This window comes from Paenarthrobacter nitroguajacolicus (assembly GCF_029952445.1).
GTDB classification, from domain to species: domain Bacteria; phylum Actinomycetota; class Actinomycetes; order Actinomycetales; family Micrococcaceae; genus Arthrobacter; species Arthrobacter nitroguajacolicus_B.
In genome coordinates, this window is the sequence record NZ_JAQPPK010000006.1 from 121,621 (window position 1) to 139,408 (window position 17,788).

The 17,788-nt window shown below is 64.0% G+C and carries 14 protein-coding genes; 4 read left to right on the plus strand and 10 right to left on the minus strand.

Annotated features, from left to right (window positions below):
* The first annotated feature begins 122 nt into the window (after window positions 1-122).
* Together PJL15_RS05925 and PJL15_RS05930 are read left to right on the plus strand one after the other, a co-directional pair.
* Window positions 123-869 (plus strand): IclR family transcriptional regulator, encoded by a 747-nt coding sequence (locus PJL15_RS05925; RefSeq protein ID WP_432443798.1) that lies wholly within the window; start codon window positions 123-125, stop codon window positions 867-869.
* A gap of 121 nt (window positions 870-990) precedes the next feature.
* A complete protein-coding gene (locus PJL15_RS05930) occupies window positions 991-1,791 on the plus strand; it encodes a MoaF C-terminal domain-containing protein (protein WP_281450267.1) in 801 nt (266 codons plus the stop codon).
* 71 nt (window positions 1,792-1,862) lie between these two features.
* Here PJL15_RS05930 and PJL15_RS05935 read toward each other — a convergent pair whose 3' ends face one another.
* Window positions 1,863-3,338 carry an APC family permease gene (locus PJL15_RS05935; RefSeq protein WP_281450268.1) on the minus strand — a complete coding sequence of 492 codons (1,476 nt, stop codon included), beginning with the start codon at window positions 3,336-3,338 and terminating at the stop codon, window positions 1,863-1,865.
* A gap of 179 nt (window positions 3,339-3,517) precedes the next feature.
* On the opposite strand from PJL15_RS05935, the gene PJL15_RS05940 reads away from it, so the two are divergent.
* On the plus strand, window positions 3,518-4,477 hold the full coding sequence (locus tag PJL15_RS05940) for a helix-turn-helix domain-containing protein (protein WP_281450269.1): 960 nt from the start codon (window positions 3,518-3,520) through the stop codon (window positions 4,475-4,477).
* A 58-nt stretch (window positions 4,478-4,535) separates the two neighbouring features.
* On the opposite strand, the gene PJL15_RS05945 is transcribed toward PJL15_RS05940, so the two are convergent.
* Genes PJL15_RS05945 through PJL15_RS05970 form a run of 6 tightly spaced genes read right to left on the minus strand, consistent with a single transcriptional unit; the run spans window position 4,536 to window position 11,310 of the window.
* Window positions 4,536-6,140, minus strand: coding sequence for a sulfatase family protein (locus PJL15_RS05945; RefSeq protein WP_281450270.1), 1,605 nt, complete (start codon window positions 6,138-6,140; stop codon window positions 4,536-4,538).
* Complete coding sequence (locus tag PJL15_RS05950; RefSeq protein WP_281450271.1) at window positions 6,137-6,991, minus strand: ABC transporter ATP-binding protein; 855 nt, start codon at window positions 6,989-6,991, stop codon at window positions 6,137-6,139. Before PJL15_RS05950 ends, PJL15_RS05945 begins: the two co-directional genes overlap by 4 nt.
* The gene (locus tag PJL15_RS05955; RefSeq protein WP_281450272.1) at window positions 6,988-7,767 is read right to left on the minus strand and encodes an ABC transporter permease; all 780 of its coding nucleotides are present in this window, start codon (window positions 7,765-7,767) and stop codon (window positions 6,988-6,990) included. Before PJL15_RS05955 ends, PJL15_RS05950 begins: the two co-directional genes overlap by 4 nt.
* On the minus strand, window positions 7,764-8,540 hold the full coding sequence (locus PJL15_RS05960; RefSeq protein ID WP_281450273.1) for an ABC transporter permease: 777 nt from the start codon (window positions 8,538-8,540) through the stop codon (window positions 7,764-7,766). The genes PJL15_RS05955 and PJL15_RS05960 overlap by 4 nt, the downstream gene beginning before the upstream one ends.
* Window positions 8,541-8,567: 27 nt before the next feature.
* Window positions 8,568-9,560: an ABC transporter substrate-binding protein gene (locus tag PJL15_RS05965; RefSeq protein WP_281450274.1), complete on the minus strand. Its 993-nt coding sequence runs from the start codon at window positions 9,558-9,560 to the stop codon at window positions 8,568-8,570.
* A gap of 46 nt (window positions 9,561-9,606) precedes the next feature.
* On the minus strand, window positions 9,607-11,310 hold the full coding sequence (locus PJL15_RS05970) for an amidohydrolase (RefSeq protein ID WP_281450275.1): 1,704 nt from the start codon (window positions 11,308-11,310) through the stop codon (window positions 9,607-9,609).
* Window positions 11,311-11,544: 234 nt separating this feature from the next.
* Between PJL15_RS05970 and PJL15_RS05975 the strand changes: the two genes are divergently transcribed.
* Window positions 11,545-12,156, plus strand: coding sequence for a TetR/AcrR family transcriptional regulator (locus tag PJL15_RS05975; RefSeq protein WP_281450276.1), 612 nt, complete (start codon window positions 11,545-11,547; stop codon window positions 12,154-12,156).
* On the opposite strand, the gene PJL15_RS05980 is transcribed toward PJL15_RS05975, so the two are convergent.
* From PJL15_RS05980 to PJL15_RS05990, 3 genes are all read right to left on the minus strand, one after another.
* Window positions 12,147-13,502 carry an MFS transporter gene (locus PJL15_RS05980; protein ID WP_281450277.1) on the minus strand — a complete coding sequence of 452 codons (1,356 nt, stop codon included), beginning with the start codon at window positions 13,500-13,502 and terminating at the stop codon, window positions 12,147-12,149. The two genes, PJL15_RS05975 and PJL15_RS05980, sit on opposite strands and share 10 nt — an antisense overlap.
* An 86-nt stretch (window positions 13,503-13,588) precedes the next feature.
* The gene (locus PJL15_RS05985) at window positions 13,589-16,609 is read right to left on the minus strand and encodes an SMC family ATPase (RefSeq protein ID WP_281450278.1); all 3,021 of its coding nucleotides are present in this window, start codon (window positions 16,607-16,609) and stop codon (window positions 13,589-13,591) included.
* The gene (locus PJL15_RS05990) at window positions 16,606-17,781 is read right to left on the minus strand and encodes an exonuclease SbcCD subunit D (RefSeq protein ID WP_281450279.1); all 1,176 of its coding nucleotides are present in this window, start codon (window positions 17,779-17,781) and stop codon (window positions 16,606-16,608) included. Before PJL15_RS05990 ends, PJL15_RS05985 begins: the two co-directional genes overlap by 4 nt.
* Window positions 17,782-17,788: the final 7 nt, after the last annotated feature.

Genomic DNA, 17,788 nt, shown 5'->3' on the forward strand with positions numbered 1-17,788 from the left:
GAAACTCCATGGGGTGAAAGTGCGATGCGAGACGTGCATAAACCGACAGAACGGTCAGTTAGGAAAGAATACTACAGCTTGTGACCCAAGGCACAGCCCCTGCGCCACGCCGCCAACATAGGATGGTTCGCATGAATCCACGCAGCGGCGTCAAGGGCCAGCAGGAACCGGGAACGCAAGTCCCGCCGTCGCAAACTCTTTCGCGGGGAATCCGTGCCCTGGAAATCCTTGCCGCAGCCGACCGGCCGCTCAGCATCGGAGAACTCACCGAGGCCCTGGGCGTACACCGCTCCGTGGCCTACCGCATCCTCCGGACACTGGAGGACCATTCCCTCCTGGTCCGCGACGATTCCGGCCGCGTCCAGCCAGGTCCCGGGCTATCGGTCCTGGCCAGCGGAGTTTCCAGGAACCTGCAAACGGCGGCCCTCCCCGAACTCACGCAACTGGCGAACACCCTGCACATGACGGCGTTCATTGCCGTGTGGGACCACCAGGAATGCGTCACGCTGGTCACCGTCGAACCTCGCCACACCGGCGCGGCGCTGGCCCAGCATCCCGGGAGCCGGCACCCCGTCAGTACGGGTGCTCCGGGCATCGCCATCCAATCCACCATGACCGAAGAGCGGTGGCAGCAGGTTGGCGCCGGCAACCCCTACCGGCCCGAGGCCCATGAAGCCCGGCGCATCGGCTACGCCACCAGCCACGACGAAGTTGTCGCTGGCCTGTCCTCCATCGCCGCCCCCGTCAAGGTGCCGGGCGGACGGCCGGCCGCGATCGCCGTCGTCTACATCCGCCTGGACCAGGATGCCGACGCCGTTGGCCAAGCGCTGGCCGCCAGTGCCGCACGCATTGAAAGCCAGCTGGCCTGAACCTTTCCTTCCCGATCAAGCGGTGTGCCCCACAGCACAAGACTGCAGAGCAGGCGCACCGAATACTCGAAGCAGGACCGGACACTCCGTCCGGCCCGCTTCCGAGCACGAGAAGGAACCCATGAGCCTGAATCTTCTTGACACCGCCAACTGGCTGCCGCTGGACGGCCTGGCCCCTGGCTTCGACGCCAACAAAGCCCCCGCCGTGCACGACCTGGCGGGACAACAATTCCAAATCCGCGGCGAGGGCGGACCCATGACATTCAGCTTCGACGACGAAGAAGTGCAATGGGCCGCGGCCGGCCACGCCGGAACTTCCGTCTATGAGGCCTTCCTTGTAGCCGAGGACCTCTACTACTGCCAATGGCAGAGCCCCCTGGAACCGGGGCTTGCCGTTTCGCTGGTCCTGGACCTCGCCCACGGCCGGGCGCTCTATGTCGGCGCCACATTGGGCAACGCCACCCCTTCCAGCCTCGCCGTGGACCACCACTTCCGTGCCGGCACTATTGACGGGTTCCGCTCCACTGGCGAGGCCATTTCGGAAAGCACCGCCCTCATAGGCCGGCGCGTCGAGTGGGTCTACAGCGAATCACACGCCTACGAGCACATCTATCTCAGCCCCACCTGGTACACCTGGCAGTGCCTCGCCGGTCCGGAGCGCGGATTGGCGGACACCGACTCCAATACGGTTTTCCAGGTTCGTCCCGGGATCTTCGTTTTCACCTGGCGGGAAAAAGTCATTCCGTGTGGCTCGGTCACGGTGGCCGACCACCGCGATCCCGGCGCCATCCGATCCCATGGCAGCCTCTTCGGCTGGAACGAAGCAGGCACGGAACCCGTGCATTTCACCTTTGGTGCGCACGGACGCTTGATCAGCATTACCCAGCACAGCCCTGAACTGAATCCGGCCAACGCGATCTAGCACGGCAGGGTGGAACGAAGGGAGCCCCGGCACGTACTCCGTGCCGGGGCTCTTTCGCGGGACTAAGAGGGTCAGTCCTCCGAGCCGTGCCCGATCCGGGCGTACAGCGCCGGCTGCGAGCGCCGCAGCCGCAAACCCCAGATAACGCCTGCCGCTCCGGGCAGCAGGACCAGCAGTGGGAAGACAAACGTTGCGGCGGTGGACTCGGTCTGCCCCAGCAGCACATTGAAGTTGGCCACGATGAGCACGAGGACAATGGCGAGGAGCACGAAACCCAGAGCCGGAGCCACCACCCTCACCCAAAGGCTCGCGCCATGCCGGTTCTTGCGGAAGAAACCAATCACTGCCGCGGACACCACCGTCATCAGCAGCACCAGGCCCATGGCGCCACTGTTGGTCAGCCACGTGAACATGGTCAGGACGGGGTACAGTTCGCCGAGTTCGGAGCCGGATCCCGCGATGGCAAAGGCGATGGTCACGACGACGGCGATCACCGTCTGCGTCAGCGAACCGGCGAACGGGGCCCCGCTGCCCGTCCGGACCTTGGCCAGCGCCGAAGGCAGGACGCGTTCACGGCCAAGGGAGAAGAAGTACCGCGCTACGGCGTTGTGGAAGCTGACGAGTGCGGCGAAGAGGCTCGTGACGAAGAGAATCTGGGCGATGTCGCTGAGCAAGACGCCCCCGTTGGTCCCAAGGAAGGCGAAGATCATGTCCGGGCCACTGGTTGCGGCCGTTTCGATGACTGCCGACGGACCCGCCCCTACGGTCATGGCCCAGGCGGACACCGCATAGAACACGGCGATGATACCCACTGCGGCGAACGTAGCCCGGGCAACAGTGCGCTTGGGATCCTTTGACTCTTCGCCGTAGATTGCTGCGGATTCAAAGCCCATGAAGGCCGCGATGCCAAAGGACAGGACCGCGCCGATGCCGGGAACGAACAGGCTTTCCGGGCTGAAAGCCACCGTGCTGACGCCCTCGGGGGCTACTGCGAGGCTGATGACGTCGTACACAATGACCACCAGGAATTCGAGGGCCACCAGGACACCAAGGACCTTGGCGGACAGGTCTACGCGGTTCACCCCCAGCCACCCCACGATCGCTATGCACACCAGCACGGGGATCCACCAGGGGACGCTGACGCCCAACCGTGCGGACAGGAGCGATGAAACCGTGAAGCCGAACAGCCCATAGATGCCCACCTGCATCAGGTTGTAGGCCATGAGGGCAATCAGGGATGCGCCCACGCCAGCGGGCCTGGAGATGCCTTGTGCGATGTAGGCGTAGAAGGCGCCGGCGTTGGTGACGTAGCGGCTCATGGCGGCGTAGCCCACCGCGAAGAGCGCCAGGATCGCGCCCAGCACCAGGAAGGACAGCGGCACGCCCGTCACACCAGTTACGGCGAACGTGGTGGTCACTCCACCTGCCAGAACAGTCAGCGGCGCCGAGGCCGCGATAATCATGAAGGTCACTGCCGGTGCGCCCAGCCTCCGCTTGGTGCTGACGGTCCCGGCGGTCCTGCCCTTGACGGGGTTGTCCACGCTCATAGTGTGCTCCTGCCTCGATGCCACGGGAGATTGCGTGGCACATAGTGTTTCCGCAATCTTCCACCGCCGGATCATCGCGTGACTTGTCTCACACGGCAGGGTTTTTGTCAGTGCACGCACGCCCCTTCCGATGCATGGGAGCGGTGTAGAATCGTGGGCAAGCTCACGAAGGGAGTCCGATGACCGTCGCAGCGCACACGGACCCCGCAACAGTCCAGACAATCGTGGCGGAGTCATTCCAGGAGTGGAGCCGGGCCATCTCCGCGTCCTTCGTTCCCCTCGCAGCAACGGGGCCCAGGAACGCAACATTCCACGGCGTCATGCGTGCCCGCGTATTGGGCCAGATCTCAGTGGTGGAAGTTACGGCCGGACCCCATACAGTCCTCCGCACGCCGGAACTGATTGCCGGATCCACGGGTCGATTTTTCAAACTCAGCATCCAGCTCACGGGATCCGGACGACTGGTCCAGGACGATCGGGAAGCCGTACTTCGCCCGGGCGATCTCTCCATCTACGACACCTCCCGCCCCTATCAGCTGACTTTCGACGACGACTTCCGCACTTTGGTGCTGATGTTCCCGCATGTGTTGCTCGATTTGCCGGCGGAGGCCATGGGACACGTGACCGCGCTCCGGATACCGGGCGACGAGGGCCTGGGAGAACTCATCAGCCCCTTCCTGGTGAAGCTGGCGGACAACCTCGAAGCCCTCTCCGGCACCAATGGCCTGCGGCTGGTCCACAATGCACTGGACCTGGTCACAACACTGTTCAATGGCGAACTCGACCAGCTCATTGAAACCGGCCGGGACCCGCATCTTCTCCTGCTGGGCCGCATTCATGACTACATCGAAGCCAACCTCGGCGACCCGGAACTCTCCCCTGGGACCATCGCCGCAGCCCATTACATCTCCACCCGCCACCTGCATGACCTTTTCCAGGAAATCGGCACCACCGTGGCATCTTCCATCAGGCAGCGCCGCCTTGAGCGGTGTCGGCGCGACCTGAGGGACCCGGTGCTGGCGGACCGTCCAGTCACGGCCATCGCCGCACGGTGGGGATTTACCGATGCCGCCCACTTCAGCAGGATCTTCCGGGCCGCTTTCGGCAACTCCCCCACCGGCTACCGCAACAGCCACTAACGGGTCCCCTGCTCCGGAACCCGGGGGCCGCCGTCGGGCCGGTGTTCCAGGCAGTTGACTACGCTGCCGCCGTCGGGGCTGTCCCTTCATCCGTCAAAGCGGCCATCTCCTCCAGCATGGTTCGCAGCAGGCGGTCCTCCAACTCAGCGAAAGCGGGATCGCCGGCGCGGTTGGTCAACTCACCGGGATCGGTGCGGTGATCGTACAGCTCGGCAATGTCAGTGCCGAAGTACCTGGTCAACCTCCCCTCAGGCGTGATGACCGTCCGCATGCGAACCGGTCCCGGCAAACCCGGCAAACCGAACGGCTGCTCCTCCTCCACCAACAGCGCGTCCCGGTGCTGTTCCGTAGCCCCTTCCAACAAAGGCACCAGCGAGCGTCCTTGGATTCCGCGGTAGCCCCGGGAACCAGTGAGCTCCAGCAGCGTCGGAGCCACGTCCGCGCTCGAAACCAACGCTTCCGTCCGCCTTGGCGCGCTTCCTGGAAGGTGGACCACCAACGGGACGTTCGTGACGGCGCGGTAATGGACAAAGTGTTTGAGCATCAGGCCGTGATCGCCGAACAGGTCACCGTGGTCGCTGGTAAACACCACAATGGTGTCCTCCGCCAGCCCTTGCCGGTCCAGCTCATCGAGTATCCGGCCAATGTGCTCGTCCATCATGGTGATCAGGCCGAACTGCGCTGCGGCCGCATTCCTGTACTGCTCCTGGGTCGCGGCCCACGTCATGGTGGGGTCCGGATTGGGCTCACCACGGTGTTCAATCATGTGCCTCACGTGTGCCGGCGATGCTTCGTGGTCCTGGTCAAAGCCGAGCGGGAGTGGCATGGCCGCCGGATCATAGAGTTCCGAGTAGCCGGCCGGCGGGGAGAACGGGTGGTGGGGGTCCGGAAAGGACACGAACATGAAGAATGGCTGATCCTGGCCCGCAGCATCCTTCAGGTGCTCTATGGCTTTCTCGCTCACGTAGCTGGTGGGGTGCACCTCGGCCGGAATGGCTGTCTGGTACACCTGGTCCCACCCACCGTACCTGCTCGACGAGTTACCGGGACCGCCCAAGGTTTCCGGGTCGACGCCCCGTTCCCTGGCCCAGTGCACGTAGTGGCCGCCGGGCCGGTCGCCGTGTCCAATCACCAGGTCGACATGGTGGTAGCCGTAGTAGTCCGACGGCAGCGCAATGAACCGGTCATCGTGTGCTTCGCGGTTTTCCCACTGGTCCCACCCGGCTGGAAGAGCATGACGGCGGGCGTCCCCGGCCGCCACGTCCAAAAGCATGGGATCGGTGGCCCGGATCTCTTCGGCCTGGTGGGGCTCAAATTCCCAACCCATGTTCTGGTGGTGCAATTTTCCGACCCCCACTGTCCGGTAGCCGCCTGCTGCCAAGGAGCCCGGAACCGTCTGCGTCAGGGGATCCAACGTGATGCCGTTGCACCGTGTTCCATGCGCCGACGGCCACCGTCCTGTCATGAGGCTGGCACGGTTGGGCATGCACGTGGGATTGGCTACTGTCGCATTGCCGAAAACAGTGCTCTTGGCTGCGAGTGCATCCAGGTGCGGGGTTTTGACCGTACCGTTTCCCCCGAATCCCAGGTGGTCCGCCCGGAGCTGGTCGGCGATGATGAACAGGACGTTGGGCCGGCGGTTTTCGCTGCCTTGCCCTGTCATGCGGGCCTCTTGATGAGCGACAGCACCTCGGTGCGTTGCCGGGCAAATTCGGGCAGCGAGCGCGTGGTGATCTGGTCGCGGGGAGCGGGCAGGTCCACGTCCACCACCTTGAGCACGCGCGCGGGCCGTGACCCGAGGACCACCACCCGGTCCGCAAGGTAGACGGCCTCGTCGATGTCGTGCGTTACCACCAGGATGGTCATGTTGAAGTCCCGCCGGATCTTCAGGCACAGGTCCTCCAGGTCGAAGCGCGTCTGCGCATCCACTGACGCGAAAGGTTCGTCCATGATCAGGATCTCGGGCCGGTAGGCCAACGCCCGGGCGATCGCCACACGTTGCTGCATGCCGCCGGACAGCTGCCAGGGATACTGGTTGTCGGCGTGGGAGAGGCCGACGGCGGCAAGCGCGCCTTCACAGCGTTCCTTCAGTTCCGCTGCGGACAACTTGAGGTGCCGCAAGGGCAGGACCAGGTTCTTCCTGACCGTGAGCCATGGCATCAGCGACCGGTTGTAGTCCTGGAAGACCAAGGCCATTTCAGGAGGCGGGCCACTTATGGTCCGCCCGTCGATGGCGGCCCGTCCGCTGGTCGCCGGCTGGAGTCCGGCCAGGCATTTGAGCAGTGTCGTCTTGCCGACGCCGGATGGACCCACGATGCAGACAACCTCGCCGGCATCCACCGTGAAGGTCAGGTCTTCGATGACCGTACGTGCATTTCCTCCGCTGCCGTAGGTCTTGGCGAGGTGCGCCACGTCCAACCGGGGCGTGGAGGCGCTGACTCGTGTTTCTGGTTGCTGTGCCATGGTGGACTTTCTGTTTCGGGTGGGAAGAGTCGGTGCCGCACGGTTGCTCATGATGCACGCGCCAGGCGACGGGATCCGATGTACCAGGACAGGACTTTGCGACGAAGGAGGCTGAACAGGATGTTGACCAGGAAGCCGATGACGCCAAGGAGCAGGATTCCCGCCCACATGTCCGCCGTCATGAAACTCTGTTGGGCCAGCAACGTCATGGCTCCGATCCCCTGGGAACTGCCCAGCATCTCGCTGGCGATCATCACGATGAATGCCACCTGCAGGCTCACCTGAAGTCCGGAGAAAATCTGCGGGGTCGCCGCCGGAAGGAGTACCTTCAGCACACGTTCCTTGCGGGTCAGGCGGTAGACCCTGGAGACGTCCATGAGGTCGTTGCTGACGCTGCGGATGCCGTCCACCGTGGCAATCATGGTGGGAAACAGCGCCGCCAGGGCGATACTGGTGACGCGCATCTGGGTGCCGAAGCCTATGAGCGAGATGAAGATCGGCACCAGCGCTACCGGGGGTATTCCGCGGAGGAAATGGATCAACAGGTCAAGCATCCACCGGACAGGAGCAACCAAGGCCGTGATGAACCCCAGTACGATCCCGGCCCCAGCAGCGATGACGAAACCGAAGAACAGGTTTCCCAGGCTGAGCAGGACGTCGGACTGGAAGTGTTCAAAGAGCCACAATTCCTGGAAACGGACAAGGATGGTTTGAAGCGGGGGAAAGAAAGGATCAGTGGAGTCCGCGGAAAGGAACCACCACGCCACCAGCAGAAGCACAGGGGCGGCGACGCCGATGACCCAGTTACGCATGGTGATGTTTCTCATCGCGGCACCGCCTCCCGGTAGGACTCGTGCCAGTGCAGGACCCGGCGCTCAGCCAGCCGCGTGGCACCTTGGAACAGGAGGCCCAGGACTCCGAGGACGATCACCAAACCGTAGAGGCCGGCGTAGTCACCCGCAGCCTGGGCCTGGTAGATGTTTTGGCCGAGGCCCGGGCCGCCGCCGAGGAGTCCGGCCACCACGGTAACCACCAAGGCTGCGGGAGCTGCCACACGCATCGCTGTTCCTATGTAAGGCATGGCGCTGGGAAGCACCACACGGGCCAGGATTTCGCCCTCTCCCATGCCATAGGAACGGGCGGTATCGCGTGCCACGGGGTCGGTGCCCTGAACGCCATCCACGGTTTGCATGACGATGGGAAGCAAGCAGCCGAATACTACGAGGAACAGCGACATCTCTGCTGTTGGGCCGAGGACCAGCACGGCAAGGGGCAGGATGACGATCGGCGGGACCGGCTTGAGGAACTCCAACACAGCCAAGGTGGCGTACTTGACGGACTCGAAACTGCCCACGAGCAGCCCAATGGCAACGCCGGTTGCGGCAGACAGCGCCAAAGCGAGCAATGCGATACCGATGGTGACCCCCAGCGAGGACCAGAACGTTCCGGTTCCCAGAATGGTCGTGAGGGTGGCGAACACAGTCGTGGCCGGCGGCAGGGCATTTCCTGCCACCTTGGCCTCTGCGAGAACCTGCCAGATGACCAGGGCTCCCGCGACGCCCATAATGCTGAAGGCGTGGGGGCGGACGGATGCTTTCATGATGAATCTCCCATGTCGCGCTCCTGGCTACTTGCCGAAGACGATGTCGGCCGGCAGTTTCACGGGCGCATTCAGGAAGCCGAGGTCAGCGAGATTGTTGTTGGCCCGCTCAATGTCTTCCACACGGACCTCATCGGGCCAGTAGTTGACGGCCCCGGACTTGACCACGTCAAGCGGGGTCTTGGTGATCTCCGCACTGAGCTGCTGCGCTTCATCGATATGGCCGTTGGCGTAGGCGTTCGCCTTGTAGATGGCGGCTTTGAACCCTGCCAAGGCCTTTTCCTTGGACTTCGCCGTGTTAGCCCCGGAGACCCACAGGCCAATGGCTCCCTGCTCAAAGAACTCGACGCCGGGGGACGCCAGCAGGTGGTTCCCCTCTGACACCGCTTTGGAGGTAAACGGAGCTACCAGGGACGCCGCGTCCACGCGCCCGGAATTCAACGACTGCAGGGCCGATGACGGGTCCAGGACCATCCAGTTCACTTTGGCCGGATCTCCCCCGTCATCCTTGACCAGTTTGCTGACCGTCACCTCCAGTTGTGCTTTCCTTGCCGGAACGCTGACGTTCTTTCCCTCGAGGTCCTTCGGACGGGTGATGGATGAATCCTTCCGGACGAGGAGGCCGGTATCGTCCACGCGGTTGAGGTCGCTGGATGTTCCTGCCCCGTCCTTGTATCCGTCAGCTGCGGCAACGATCTTGAGCGGCACATTCTGGCTCAAGGCATTCAGGAGCGGAATGGAAGGTGTATAGGTGAGGTCGATCTGACCGCTCTGGGCGGCTGCAATTCCTGCGGGAGGGTTGGCGATGACAGAGATCTCGACGTTGAGGCCCTGTTCCTTGAAGTAGCCCTTGTCGGCCGCGAGCCGGATGCCGGCGTCGGACCCTATGCCGATGGTTCCCACTTTAAGGGTGGTGGTCCCATCGGCGGCCGGGACGGCAGCCGGGCCGGAGCCGCCGCCACAGGCTGCAAGTGCCATGGACAGTGCAGCGGCCACGGCCAAAGGAATAATGCGTCGCATGTGTTGCTCCTTGAATGACGAATGATTGGAACGGAAGAAAATGGTTCTAGCTGGTGGATGGGTAGACTTCACGGCCACCGCTGATAGTGAGCCGGATGTCCGTGTCGAGGAGCTTCTCGATCTCCTCGTCGGCCGGCCAAGGGGTGGATAACAGGCACAGATCTGCTGTCCTGCCGGGTAGCAGGGAGCCCTTGGAATGCTCCGCGTGATCCTGCCAGGCAGCTTCAAGGGTCATGGCAGCCAGCGCTTGCTGGCCGGTGATCCGCTCGGGGTCCCTCGGCGCACCGGGGGTGGTCCGGGTGGCACGCCGGACGGCGGCCACCACCGTGCGCCGCCAATCCGGGCTGGTCACAGGTGCGTCGGAAGCAATGTTGAAGCGTACGCCCGCTTCCACGGCTGAACGCAGGGGCTGGTGGCGGGAGAAGCGGTCCTCGCCGAGGACCTGGCGCATGATGTCCCCGGCTTCCTGGCGAATCAGGGGGTTGGTGCTGTAACCGATGCCCCGGGCAGCCATGGTCTGCAGGGTGGTTGTGTCGCTGAAGGCTCCGTGGATGATGTAGTGGCGGTTGTGGTGATTCCCTTTGGAGGCAGGACTCCCGCCTGGAGAAGTGGCTTCGATGATCGCCTCCACGGCTGCGGCGGTGGCCGCATCTCCCGTGGCGTGGACACCGGCCTGCAGTCCGGCATCGTTGATGAGTCGCAGAATCCTGTGGAGTTCAGCAACCCGTTCTCCATCGCTGGCTCCCTGGATCACCAGGCTGCCGTGCGTACAGGCCGTGCCATACGGCTCGCTCATCCAGGCGGTGCCGCTGCGTGGGATCCCGTCCGCGAAGACTTTGACGCCCGCGATCCGCAATTGCTCCGGATCGATGCCGCGGTTCCTGCAGCTTTCTGCCAGCCCGCTTCGCAGGCCGTCCTCAACGGCCCGGGCATTGGCTCCCCCGGTTCCGGCGAAGAGCATCAGGACATTGATCCGCAACGTCAGTTCGCCTGACAAGGCGAGGTCGCCCAGCAACCCGAGCGCCGCCGTCGAACCCGCTCCGTCCATGAGTCCGGCGCTGGCCGGCCCCAATCCGGGCTCCGTGAGGGAGGTGATCCCCAGCGAGTGCAGGTACTCCTGGAAGCGAAGCAGCGCCGGGCGGAGCGTTGCGGCCGGAACGGGTGGCATGGCCCGGGAGATCAATTCCATGGCCCCGTCCTGGAACAGGCCGGAGGGGGTGCCGTCGTCTCCCTTGACGATCACGCCTCCGTGGGTATCAGGGGTCGTGGCGCTGATGCGGGCGCGCTTGAGCGCTTCCCGGTTGGCCAGGAGCTGGTGGCCGGTGGCGTCGAACGCCACGAGGGGCGCGTCGGAGCGGCAATCCAACAGGCTCTTGGCCGGTCCCAGTATCGACTCGTCCCAGCCGTGGGCGCGGATCCAGCCATCGGGGCCCACCGGTGCTGCCATCAGCACATCGACGACGGCTGCCCAGTCCGGGGCGACGTCCGGGTCCAGCCGCACATAGCCGAAGGCGGCCATCGCCGCCGAGACGAAGTGCAAGTGGGCATCATTGATGCCGGGGATGACAGCCCCTCCTGCGGCGTCGACAACCCGTGTAACCGGGCCAATCAGCCGGCTCACATCGTGGTGGCCAAGCCCTGCGACGCAGCCGTCCTTGACGGCGACGGCATCAGTCATGCGGTGTGGTTGCGCCGGGTCCATGGTGTGGACCGAGGCATTCATGATCACCAGATCAGCGAAATCTTGCATCGGTTCTCCTCAAGTCACCGCATCCGAATGTGATGCAGACAACGTTCCTGAAAGAAGTATGTCGCTTGACTGGGTCACTTGACTAGGTTTTGACGTAAAATTTCTTACAGAGGACTTTTCCGCCTCCACGGCACGGCCACGAGGCCGTCACGGCGGAGAGCGCCTACGATCGATGAGACCGCTGGGTTGGTGGATCCGATCACGCGCGGCAAGAAGCATGAGGAAGGTAAACGGATGGCAAGGGTTCCCGCCGAAGAAAGGCGCCTGCAGTTCGTCGAAGCGGCAGCCAGGGTGATTGCACAGGATGGGTTGGCCTCGGCTACGACACGTCGGATCGCCAGTGAGGCCGACGCCCCCCTCGCGGCATTGCACTACTGTTTCCGCAGCAAGGACGAACTCCTCGAAGAGGTCTATAACTTCCTCAGCAGGGACTACGCCAAGGCGCTGGACCCTGTAGCAGACCCCGGTCTGGGCCTGCGCCACATGGTGGGCGCCCACGCCCGGCGCATCTGGAGCCGGATGCTTGAAAACCCCCACGAGCAAGTCACCACGTTCGAACTGCTGCTCCGACGCTTCCGTGTCGAAGCCGACGACCAGCCGCAAGCGCTGCTGATGAACCGCTCCATGTACGACGGGTGGGTGAGCTCAACGCTGGAGTTGTTCCGCGGAGCCGCTGAAGCCGCCGGCGAGCCCGTCCCCGCCAACCTGGAGGACATCACCCGCTTGTTCATCTCGGGGATCGACGGCATCAGCATGCAGCACCTGGCCGACCCCGACGAGGAACGGTCCAAGCGCCTGGTGGAACTCATGGCCCGCTCCCTGTCCGGAGCGCTTGACTACGCCTGAGGCTGGCGCTTCATCACCAAGGACGTCACCACACCCAGCAGCAGAAGACCCGCCGCGGCGGCCATGGACACCACGAAAGCTGCGCCCGGGCCCTGCGTCTCGGCGAGCTGACCGGCCAGGTAGGAGCCTAGCGCCGTCCCGGCCACAATTCCGCTGGCCAAGGCAGTCATGACAGTCGCCATCCGGCCGGACGGTGCGACGACGCCGCCGATGCTGAAGACCGTGACCATGACCGGACCCACCGGGATGCCAAGGAGAAGCAGCACCGCGACCATCGGCCAGATTCCGGCCGGGAGGATCAACAACACGGACAACGCGGTCATTGCCAGCGCGGCAGCCACCCACCGGGATGCCAGGCTGAAACGTTGCGGCCAAAAAGCCACAGACAATGCTGCCACAGCAGAACTCAGGCCCATCACGGCATACAGCAGTCCTGCGATCTCGGCAGTTGCGTACTGGGCGGAATAGGCACTGAGCGCATTCTGGGTGGCGCCAAAGAAGGTACCCATGCACACCATCGCCACCACCGGCACAGCCACCACGGCCACAGCCCACCGGCTGCGTCGCTGGGGACGTTCGGCTTCCGTACCGGAAGCGTCGACGCCGGAGCCCGCGTTCCGGGGCGCAGGCACCACGGCTTGCTGGCTGGGGTGGACGGCGAAAGCAGGGACCAGGGTGATGGTCATGACGGCGGCAAGCGCGAGGGGCAGCCATGGGGCTACCATGCTGGCCAGCACACCCACCAGCGCCGGACCGAGCACGAACGTCACCTCGTCAGCTGTGCCTTCGTAAGACAGTGCCGTATCGAGATCAGCCCGGCTGGCGGCCACGCTTCTTTTGCCGCCGGTTGCGCCGGGAGAAAGATTGCGGGTGGTCAGGGCCATCCAGCGCACGCGGGCCATGGGGCCCACCTGGGGGCAACTCGCACCGGCAAGGAAGGCCGCAATCAGGACGCCCGCGGCATCTGCCACCTCCCCGTAGCCGGGAGTGATGTAGGCGGCGGCCAAGAGCCCGGCAACAGCCAAAGTATTGATAACAGCAGCAACGAGCAGGACGATGCGTTGCCCCGCACGATCAGCCAAGGCGCCCAGGACAGGTGCGCCCAGGGCGGAGCCGATACCGACCGCGCCCGCAGCCATGCCGCCGATTGCATATGAATGGCTGACTGCAGTGACCAGGGTCAGGGTGCCAACGGTCAACATGGCAAGGGGAAGCCGGGCGAAGAGGCCCAGCGGCAGGAAACCTGGTCCAGCAAGTTCGGGCAGTCGCGCAAAACGGCCAGGCAGACGGGAGGTCCGTGCGGGTGCTGATGACAAGGGCTGGGAGGCCACAGAAGTTTTTTCCATTGATCCGGGTTCGCTAAAGATTGCGCATCGTCCCTCCTCCCGATGCGCGCGACCCGGTGTAACGGGTTAAGTCTATCGGATACCTGTCATACCGGAACAGCTTCGGCAATCCGCACTGTGGAACCATGCCGGCCTTTGACCACTTGAAGCTGGTTGGTGATGCGTTGCTTCATCTCCGCCACGTGGCTGACCAAACCAACCACCCTGCCGCCGTCGCGAAGTCCCTCCAAGGCGTCCATGACCTGTTCCAGCGCCTGCTCATCAAGGCTCCCAAAGCCTTCGTCCACGAACAGTGTTTCGATGTCAACGCCGCCGGCTTCCTGCTGGACGACATCCGCCAACCCCAGCGCCAACGACAACGACGCCATGAAGGACTCGCCCCCGGAGAGCGTGGACGTGTCACGACGCTGTCCGGTCCACTCGTCCACGACTTCCAGGCCGAGGCCCGACTTCGCACCCCGGGCAGCCTTGGCGTCAGTATGTTGCAGGGTATAACGGCCATCGCTCATGGCAACGAGCCGCTCGGAGGCAGCAATGGCTACTTGCTCCAATCGAGCAGCCAGGACATAGGTGTTCAGGCTCATCCGGTAACCGTTATCGCCTGCCCCCCTGGCGGTATCGGCCAGTTCGGCGAGCATCCGGGCACGCATCCGGGGTCCATTTCCGGCCTGGGCCAGGGCTTCGTAGTCCGAACGTAGTCGTCGGACCGTCTCCGCCGACTTTTGCGCCAGACCCGCTGCAAGCGCTGTGGCCCGGGCGTCGTCCGCGGCCACGGCTGCAAGCCGTTCGGCCTCGGCAAGTTCGGCTTCGGGCAGGGGAAGTTCACCGATGCTGACTTCCTTGGCTGCCAGGACGAGGTCTTCATTGGCGAACAATTCGTCCAGCCGGGCCGTCTCGGCGTCAAAATCCGCAAGATCCGTCTCAAGACCCACCACATCGGCAGGTGCAAGGATGTCGTTGCGGGCTTCGGTGGCCGAGGAGAATCCCGATGCCAGGAGGGCTTTCTCCAACGACGCTGAGGCTTCCTGTTGTGCTTCTTCGGCTCGCACCAGCCCGGACCCGGCGTCGGCGGCAGCTTGAAGAAGCGCGCAGTCCTCGGTCACAGCCTCCAAACGGTCCCGCAGCCTCGGATAACCGGCACGCAACGTCGATAATGCTTCTTCGAGGACAGCGTGCTGTTCCTGGAGCAGCACTGCAGTCGATAGAGCCTGCCCCTCGGCCTGCAAGCACCCTGCGTGCTCCTCTTGCACGGTGAGCAAACGCTGGGCGAGCTTCTCCTGGCGGCCACGGAGCTGTTCCAACAAATCTGCGGCCTCCTTGGCGGCAGCTGCTGCTGAGCGGGCTTCAGCCAAGCGGGCATCGGCTTCCGCAGCATCCGTCGCGCCGCCCTGGGCCTCCAATCCAGCGACAACCTGGGCCGCAGAGGAGAGTTGGTCAGCCAGCTGCCCAACGGTCTTTTCGCTGTCTTCGAAGCGGACCCTCGCTTCCTCTTCTTCCTGGGCCAAGGAAAGGGCAGTGCGGACTGCTGCCGCAGGGTTCGGGTGCTCCTTGCTGCCGCAAACAGCGCAGGGCTCTCCAATCTCCAACGCGGCGGCGAGTTCGCCGGCTGCATTGGCGAGCCGCAGCTCCCGGACATCGAGCCATTGCTGCCTGAGATCCTGGGAGGCCGTCCGGGCTTCCAGATGCCCCGCAGTGAGGAGGTTCAACTCTCCAGCCGCGGACGAGTAGCGGGACACAATGCCTACCAGCTCAGCAGCTGCCTTAGCCGCGCGTTCCGTCTCAGCCATTTGGGCGGCCACGGGCACCAAGGGCTCCATGCGGGTTTCCACAAGGGTGGCATCCTCGCGCAATTGCTTCAGCGCAGCTGCTGCCGCTTCGGCCGCCGTTCGCTGGCGGGCTGCGTCCCTTTGCTGTACGGCCAGGCGGGCGGCCAGTTCCTCGAGGCGCTGTTCATCGGGAAGCCGGGCCTCCAGTATGGCAATTGAGGCCTTGACGCTTTCCAAGGCAGCATCGGGATTTTCCGCTTCCAGGCTTGCTGCGGCCAGCTTCCCGCGGAGCTGGGCCATCCGGGCTTCAGCTTCCTGGTACTTGCGCGCGGCCGCGTCAACGGCGTCGAGTTGACCGCTGAGGACAGCAGCGCGCCGGTGCTTTGCAAGCAGTTCCCTGTTCTCCAGGGCCCTTGGAGCAGCCAATTCAAGCAGGACACTTCTTTGTGTGGCTGCACGAAGCCGTCCGTGCCGCAGTGTTTTCTCCTGGTCCTCCCGCAGTGCCCCGCTCAAACGGATGGATACGGAGTCAGCCTGGTTGGCTTGTTCCTCACGTCGCTTCCATTCGGCGCCCACTTGCGCTTCCACGTCAGCGAGCCAGAGGCCGGGGTCGGTCACGGTGCCCGACGCAGCATTATCGGTCTCTGTTCCAGCCTCCGTTAGACCGAGCTGCCCATGCTCGGAGGCCACCTTGTCCAGGAGCATTTTGAGCTCGGAAGCATTCTCCTCCACAGCCTTTGCAGCGTCTGCGGCCTGACGGGCGAGCTGCCGTTCCACCGCTTCGAAACGTTGGGTGCCAAAGAGCTTCTGCAACAGCTCCAGCCGGTCACTCGCTTTGGACCGCAGGAAGGCCGCGAAATCGCCCTGCGGCAACATCACCACCCGGGTGAACTGATCCCTGTCCATGCCAAGGACATCGGAGAGCTCAGCACCGACTTCGTCATTCCTTGATGATTTTTCTTCCCAACCGCCTGCCACCCGCTCCCGGAGGAGGGTCTTGGCCTGCTGGGTGGTGAACCCTTTCCTGCCCCGTGCACTCGGGCGTTCCCAGGCAGGCGAGCGTGTCACTTCGAAGCGCCGTCCGCGTGCCGAAAATTCGCACACTACGCGTGGTTCGGCAGAAGGTGCAGCGTGATCGCTGCGGAGGCGTTTTCCTTCCTGGCGTGCGCCGGGCACGGCCCCGTACAAGGCAAAGCAGATGGCATCAAGGATGCTGGTCTTGCCGGCCCCGGTGGCACCGTTGAGGAGGAAGAGTCCTTGCGCTCCCAACTGATCGAAGTCGATGTGTTGGGCTGTGGCGAAAGGGCCGAAGGCTTCTATTTCCAGGCGGTGGATTCTCATAGTTCCGCCTCTTCCAGGCGCACAGCCTCAAGGGCCTCGCGCAATGCGGCTGCCTCGGTCTCAGACGGTCCCCGGTCCCGGACATGCTCCAGGAAGCCGCAGCAAACCTCCAGGTCATTTTCCGCTTCGGCCAGGCGACTGCTGTAACTTGTCTTCGTTTTAGGCCCGACACCCTCCGGATCAAACGCCAGGACCAACGTTTCCGGGAAACGCGTGCGTAATTTCTCCATGGCCTGGGGTGGACGTTCGGCATCAGTCAGGGTCACTTGGCAGTATGCGGTCCTGGCCCAGGCGTACTCTTCCGAGGTCAGCAAGTCATCCAGCTTCCCGCGAAGGATGGCCAGCGCCTTGGGCGCCTCCCACCGGACCTCCTGAACGCGTGCTGCACCATCGGCCTCGATATCGACCAACCACGCGCCCTTGTGGTGCTTGGCCTCGGAGAAGGAATAGGCCAGGGGCGAACCGGAATACCGGACATTGGGAGCCAGCTCCTGGCGTCCGTGCAGGTGCCCCAAAGCGGTGTACGTAAAGTCCTCGAAGAGGTCCAGGGGTACTGCGCCAAGGCCCCCGATGCTGATGTCCCGCTCGCTTTCGGAGGTGATGCCTCCACTGGCAAAGGTATGGGCCAGGACAACGGGATGGACAAGGCCGGATTCCCGTCGGCGCTCAACGTCGCGCCGCACCCGCTCGACGGCTTCCTTGGTGACGTCAAAGTGGTTTGCGGCGTCCACACCCAACCGCTCCGCCACGAGCCTGGGCTCGAGGTAGGGAATTCCGTAGATCGCCACCTCGGCAGGCGAATCCCCCTCGCGCCCCAAAGGCAAGACGACCGGGACGTCCAATTCCTCCACGCGGGTCCGGAGATGGACTCCCCCACGTTCCAGCAGCCTGGACGCGAATCCCAACCTTATGGCGGAATCGTGGTTGCCGCTGGTCAAAACTACGGTGGCACCGGCCTCGGTAAGACGGACCAGAGCGTCATCAAGCAGCTTTACAACGTCCAGGCCCGGCAACGCACGGTCATAGACGTCGCCTGCTATCAGCACCACATCCACTGATTCGGACGCGACGAAAGCCACCAACTGGTCCACGAAACTGCGTTGGGCATCAAGCATGCCCACGCCGTGGAACGACCGGCCCAAATGCCAGTCCGAGGTATGGAGTAACCGCATATTTCCA

Excerpts from the sequence above, each read along its gene's own strand:
- PJL15_RS05925 (WP_432443798.1), top strand. The coding sequence starts at position 123 with ATGGTTCGCATGAATCCACGCAGCGGCGTCAAGGGCCAGCAGGAACCG.
- PJL15_RS05930 (WP_281450267.1), top strand. The coding sequence starts at position 991 with ATGAGCCTGAATCTTCTTGACACCGCCAACTGGCTGCCGCTGGACGGC.
- PJL15_RS05935 (WP_281450268.1), bottom strand. The coding sequence starts at position 3,338 with ATGAGCGTGGACAACCCCGTCAAGGGCAGGACCGCCGGGACCGTCAGC.
- PJL15_RS05940 (WP_281450269.1), top strand. The coding sequence starts at position 3,518 with ATGACCGTCGCAGCGCACACGGACCCCGCAACAGTCCAGACAATCGTG.
- PJL15_RS05945 (WP_281450270.1), bottom strand. The coding sequence starts at position 6,140 with ATGACAGGGCAAGGCAGCGAAAACCGCCGGCCCAACGTCCTGTTCATC.
- PJL15_RS05950 (WP_281450271.1), bottom strand. The coding sequence starts at position 6,991 with ATGAGCAACCGTGCGGCACCGACTCTTCCCACCCGAAACAGAAAGTCC.
- PJL15_RS05955 (WP_281450272.1), bottom strand. The coding sequence starts at position 7,767 with ATGAGAAACATCACCATGCGTAACTGGGTCATCGGCGTCGCCGCCCCT.
- PJL15_RS05960 (WP_281450273.1), bottom strand. The coding sequence starts at position 8,540 with ATGAAAGCATCCGTCCGCCCCCACGCCTTCAGCATTATGGGCGTCGCG.
- PJL15_RS05965 (WP_281450274.1), bottom strand. The coding sequence starts at position 9,560 with ATGCGACGCATTATTCCTTTGGCCGTGGCCGCTGCACTGTCCATGGCA.
- PJL15_RS05970 (WP_281450275.1), bottom strand. The coding sequence starts at position 11,310 with ATGCAAGATTTCGCTGATCTGGTGATCATGAATGCCTCGGTCCACACC.
- PJL15_RS05975 (WP_281450276.1), top strand. The coding sequence starts at position 11,545 with ATGGCAAGGGTTCCCGCCGAAGAAAGGCGCCTGCAGTTCGTCGAAGCG.
- PJL15_RS05980 (WP_281450277.1), bottom strand. The coding sequence starts at position 13,502 with ATGGAAAAAACTTCTGTGGCCTCCCAGCCCTTGTCATCAGCACCCGCA.
- PJL15_RS05985 (WP_281450278.1), bottom strand. The coding sequence starts at position 16,609 with ATGAGAATCCACCGCCTGGAAATAGAAGCCTTCGGCCCTTTCGCCACA.
- PJL15_RS05990 (WP_281450279.1), bottom strand. The coding sequence starts at position 17,781 with ATGCGGTTACTCCATACCTCGGACTGGCATTTGGGCCGGTCGTTCCAC.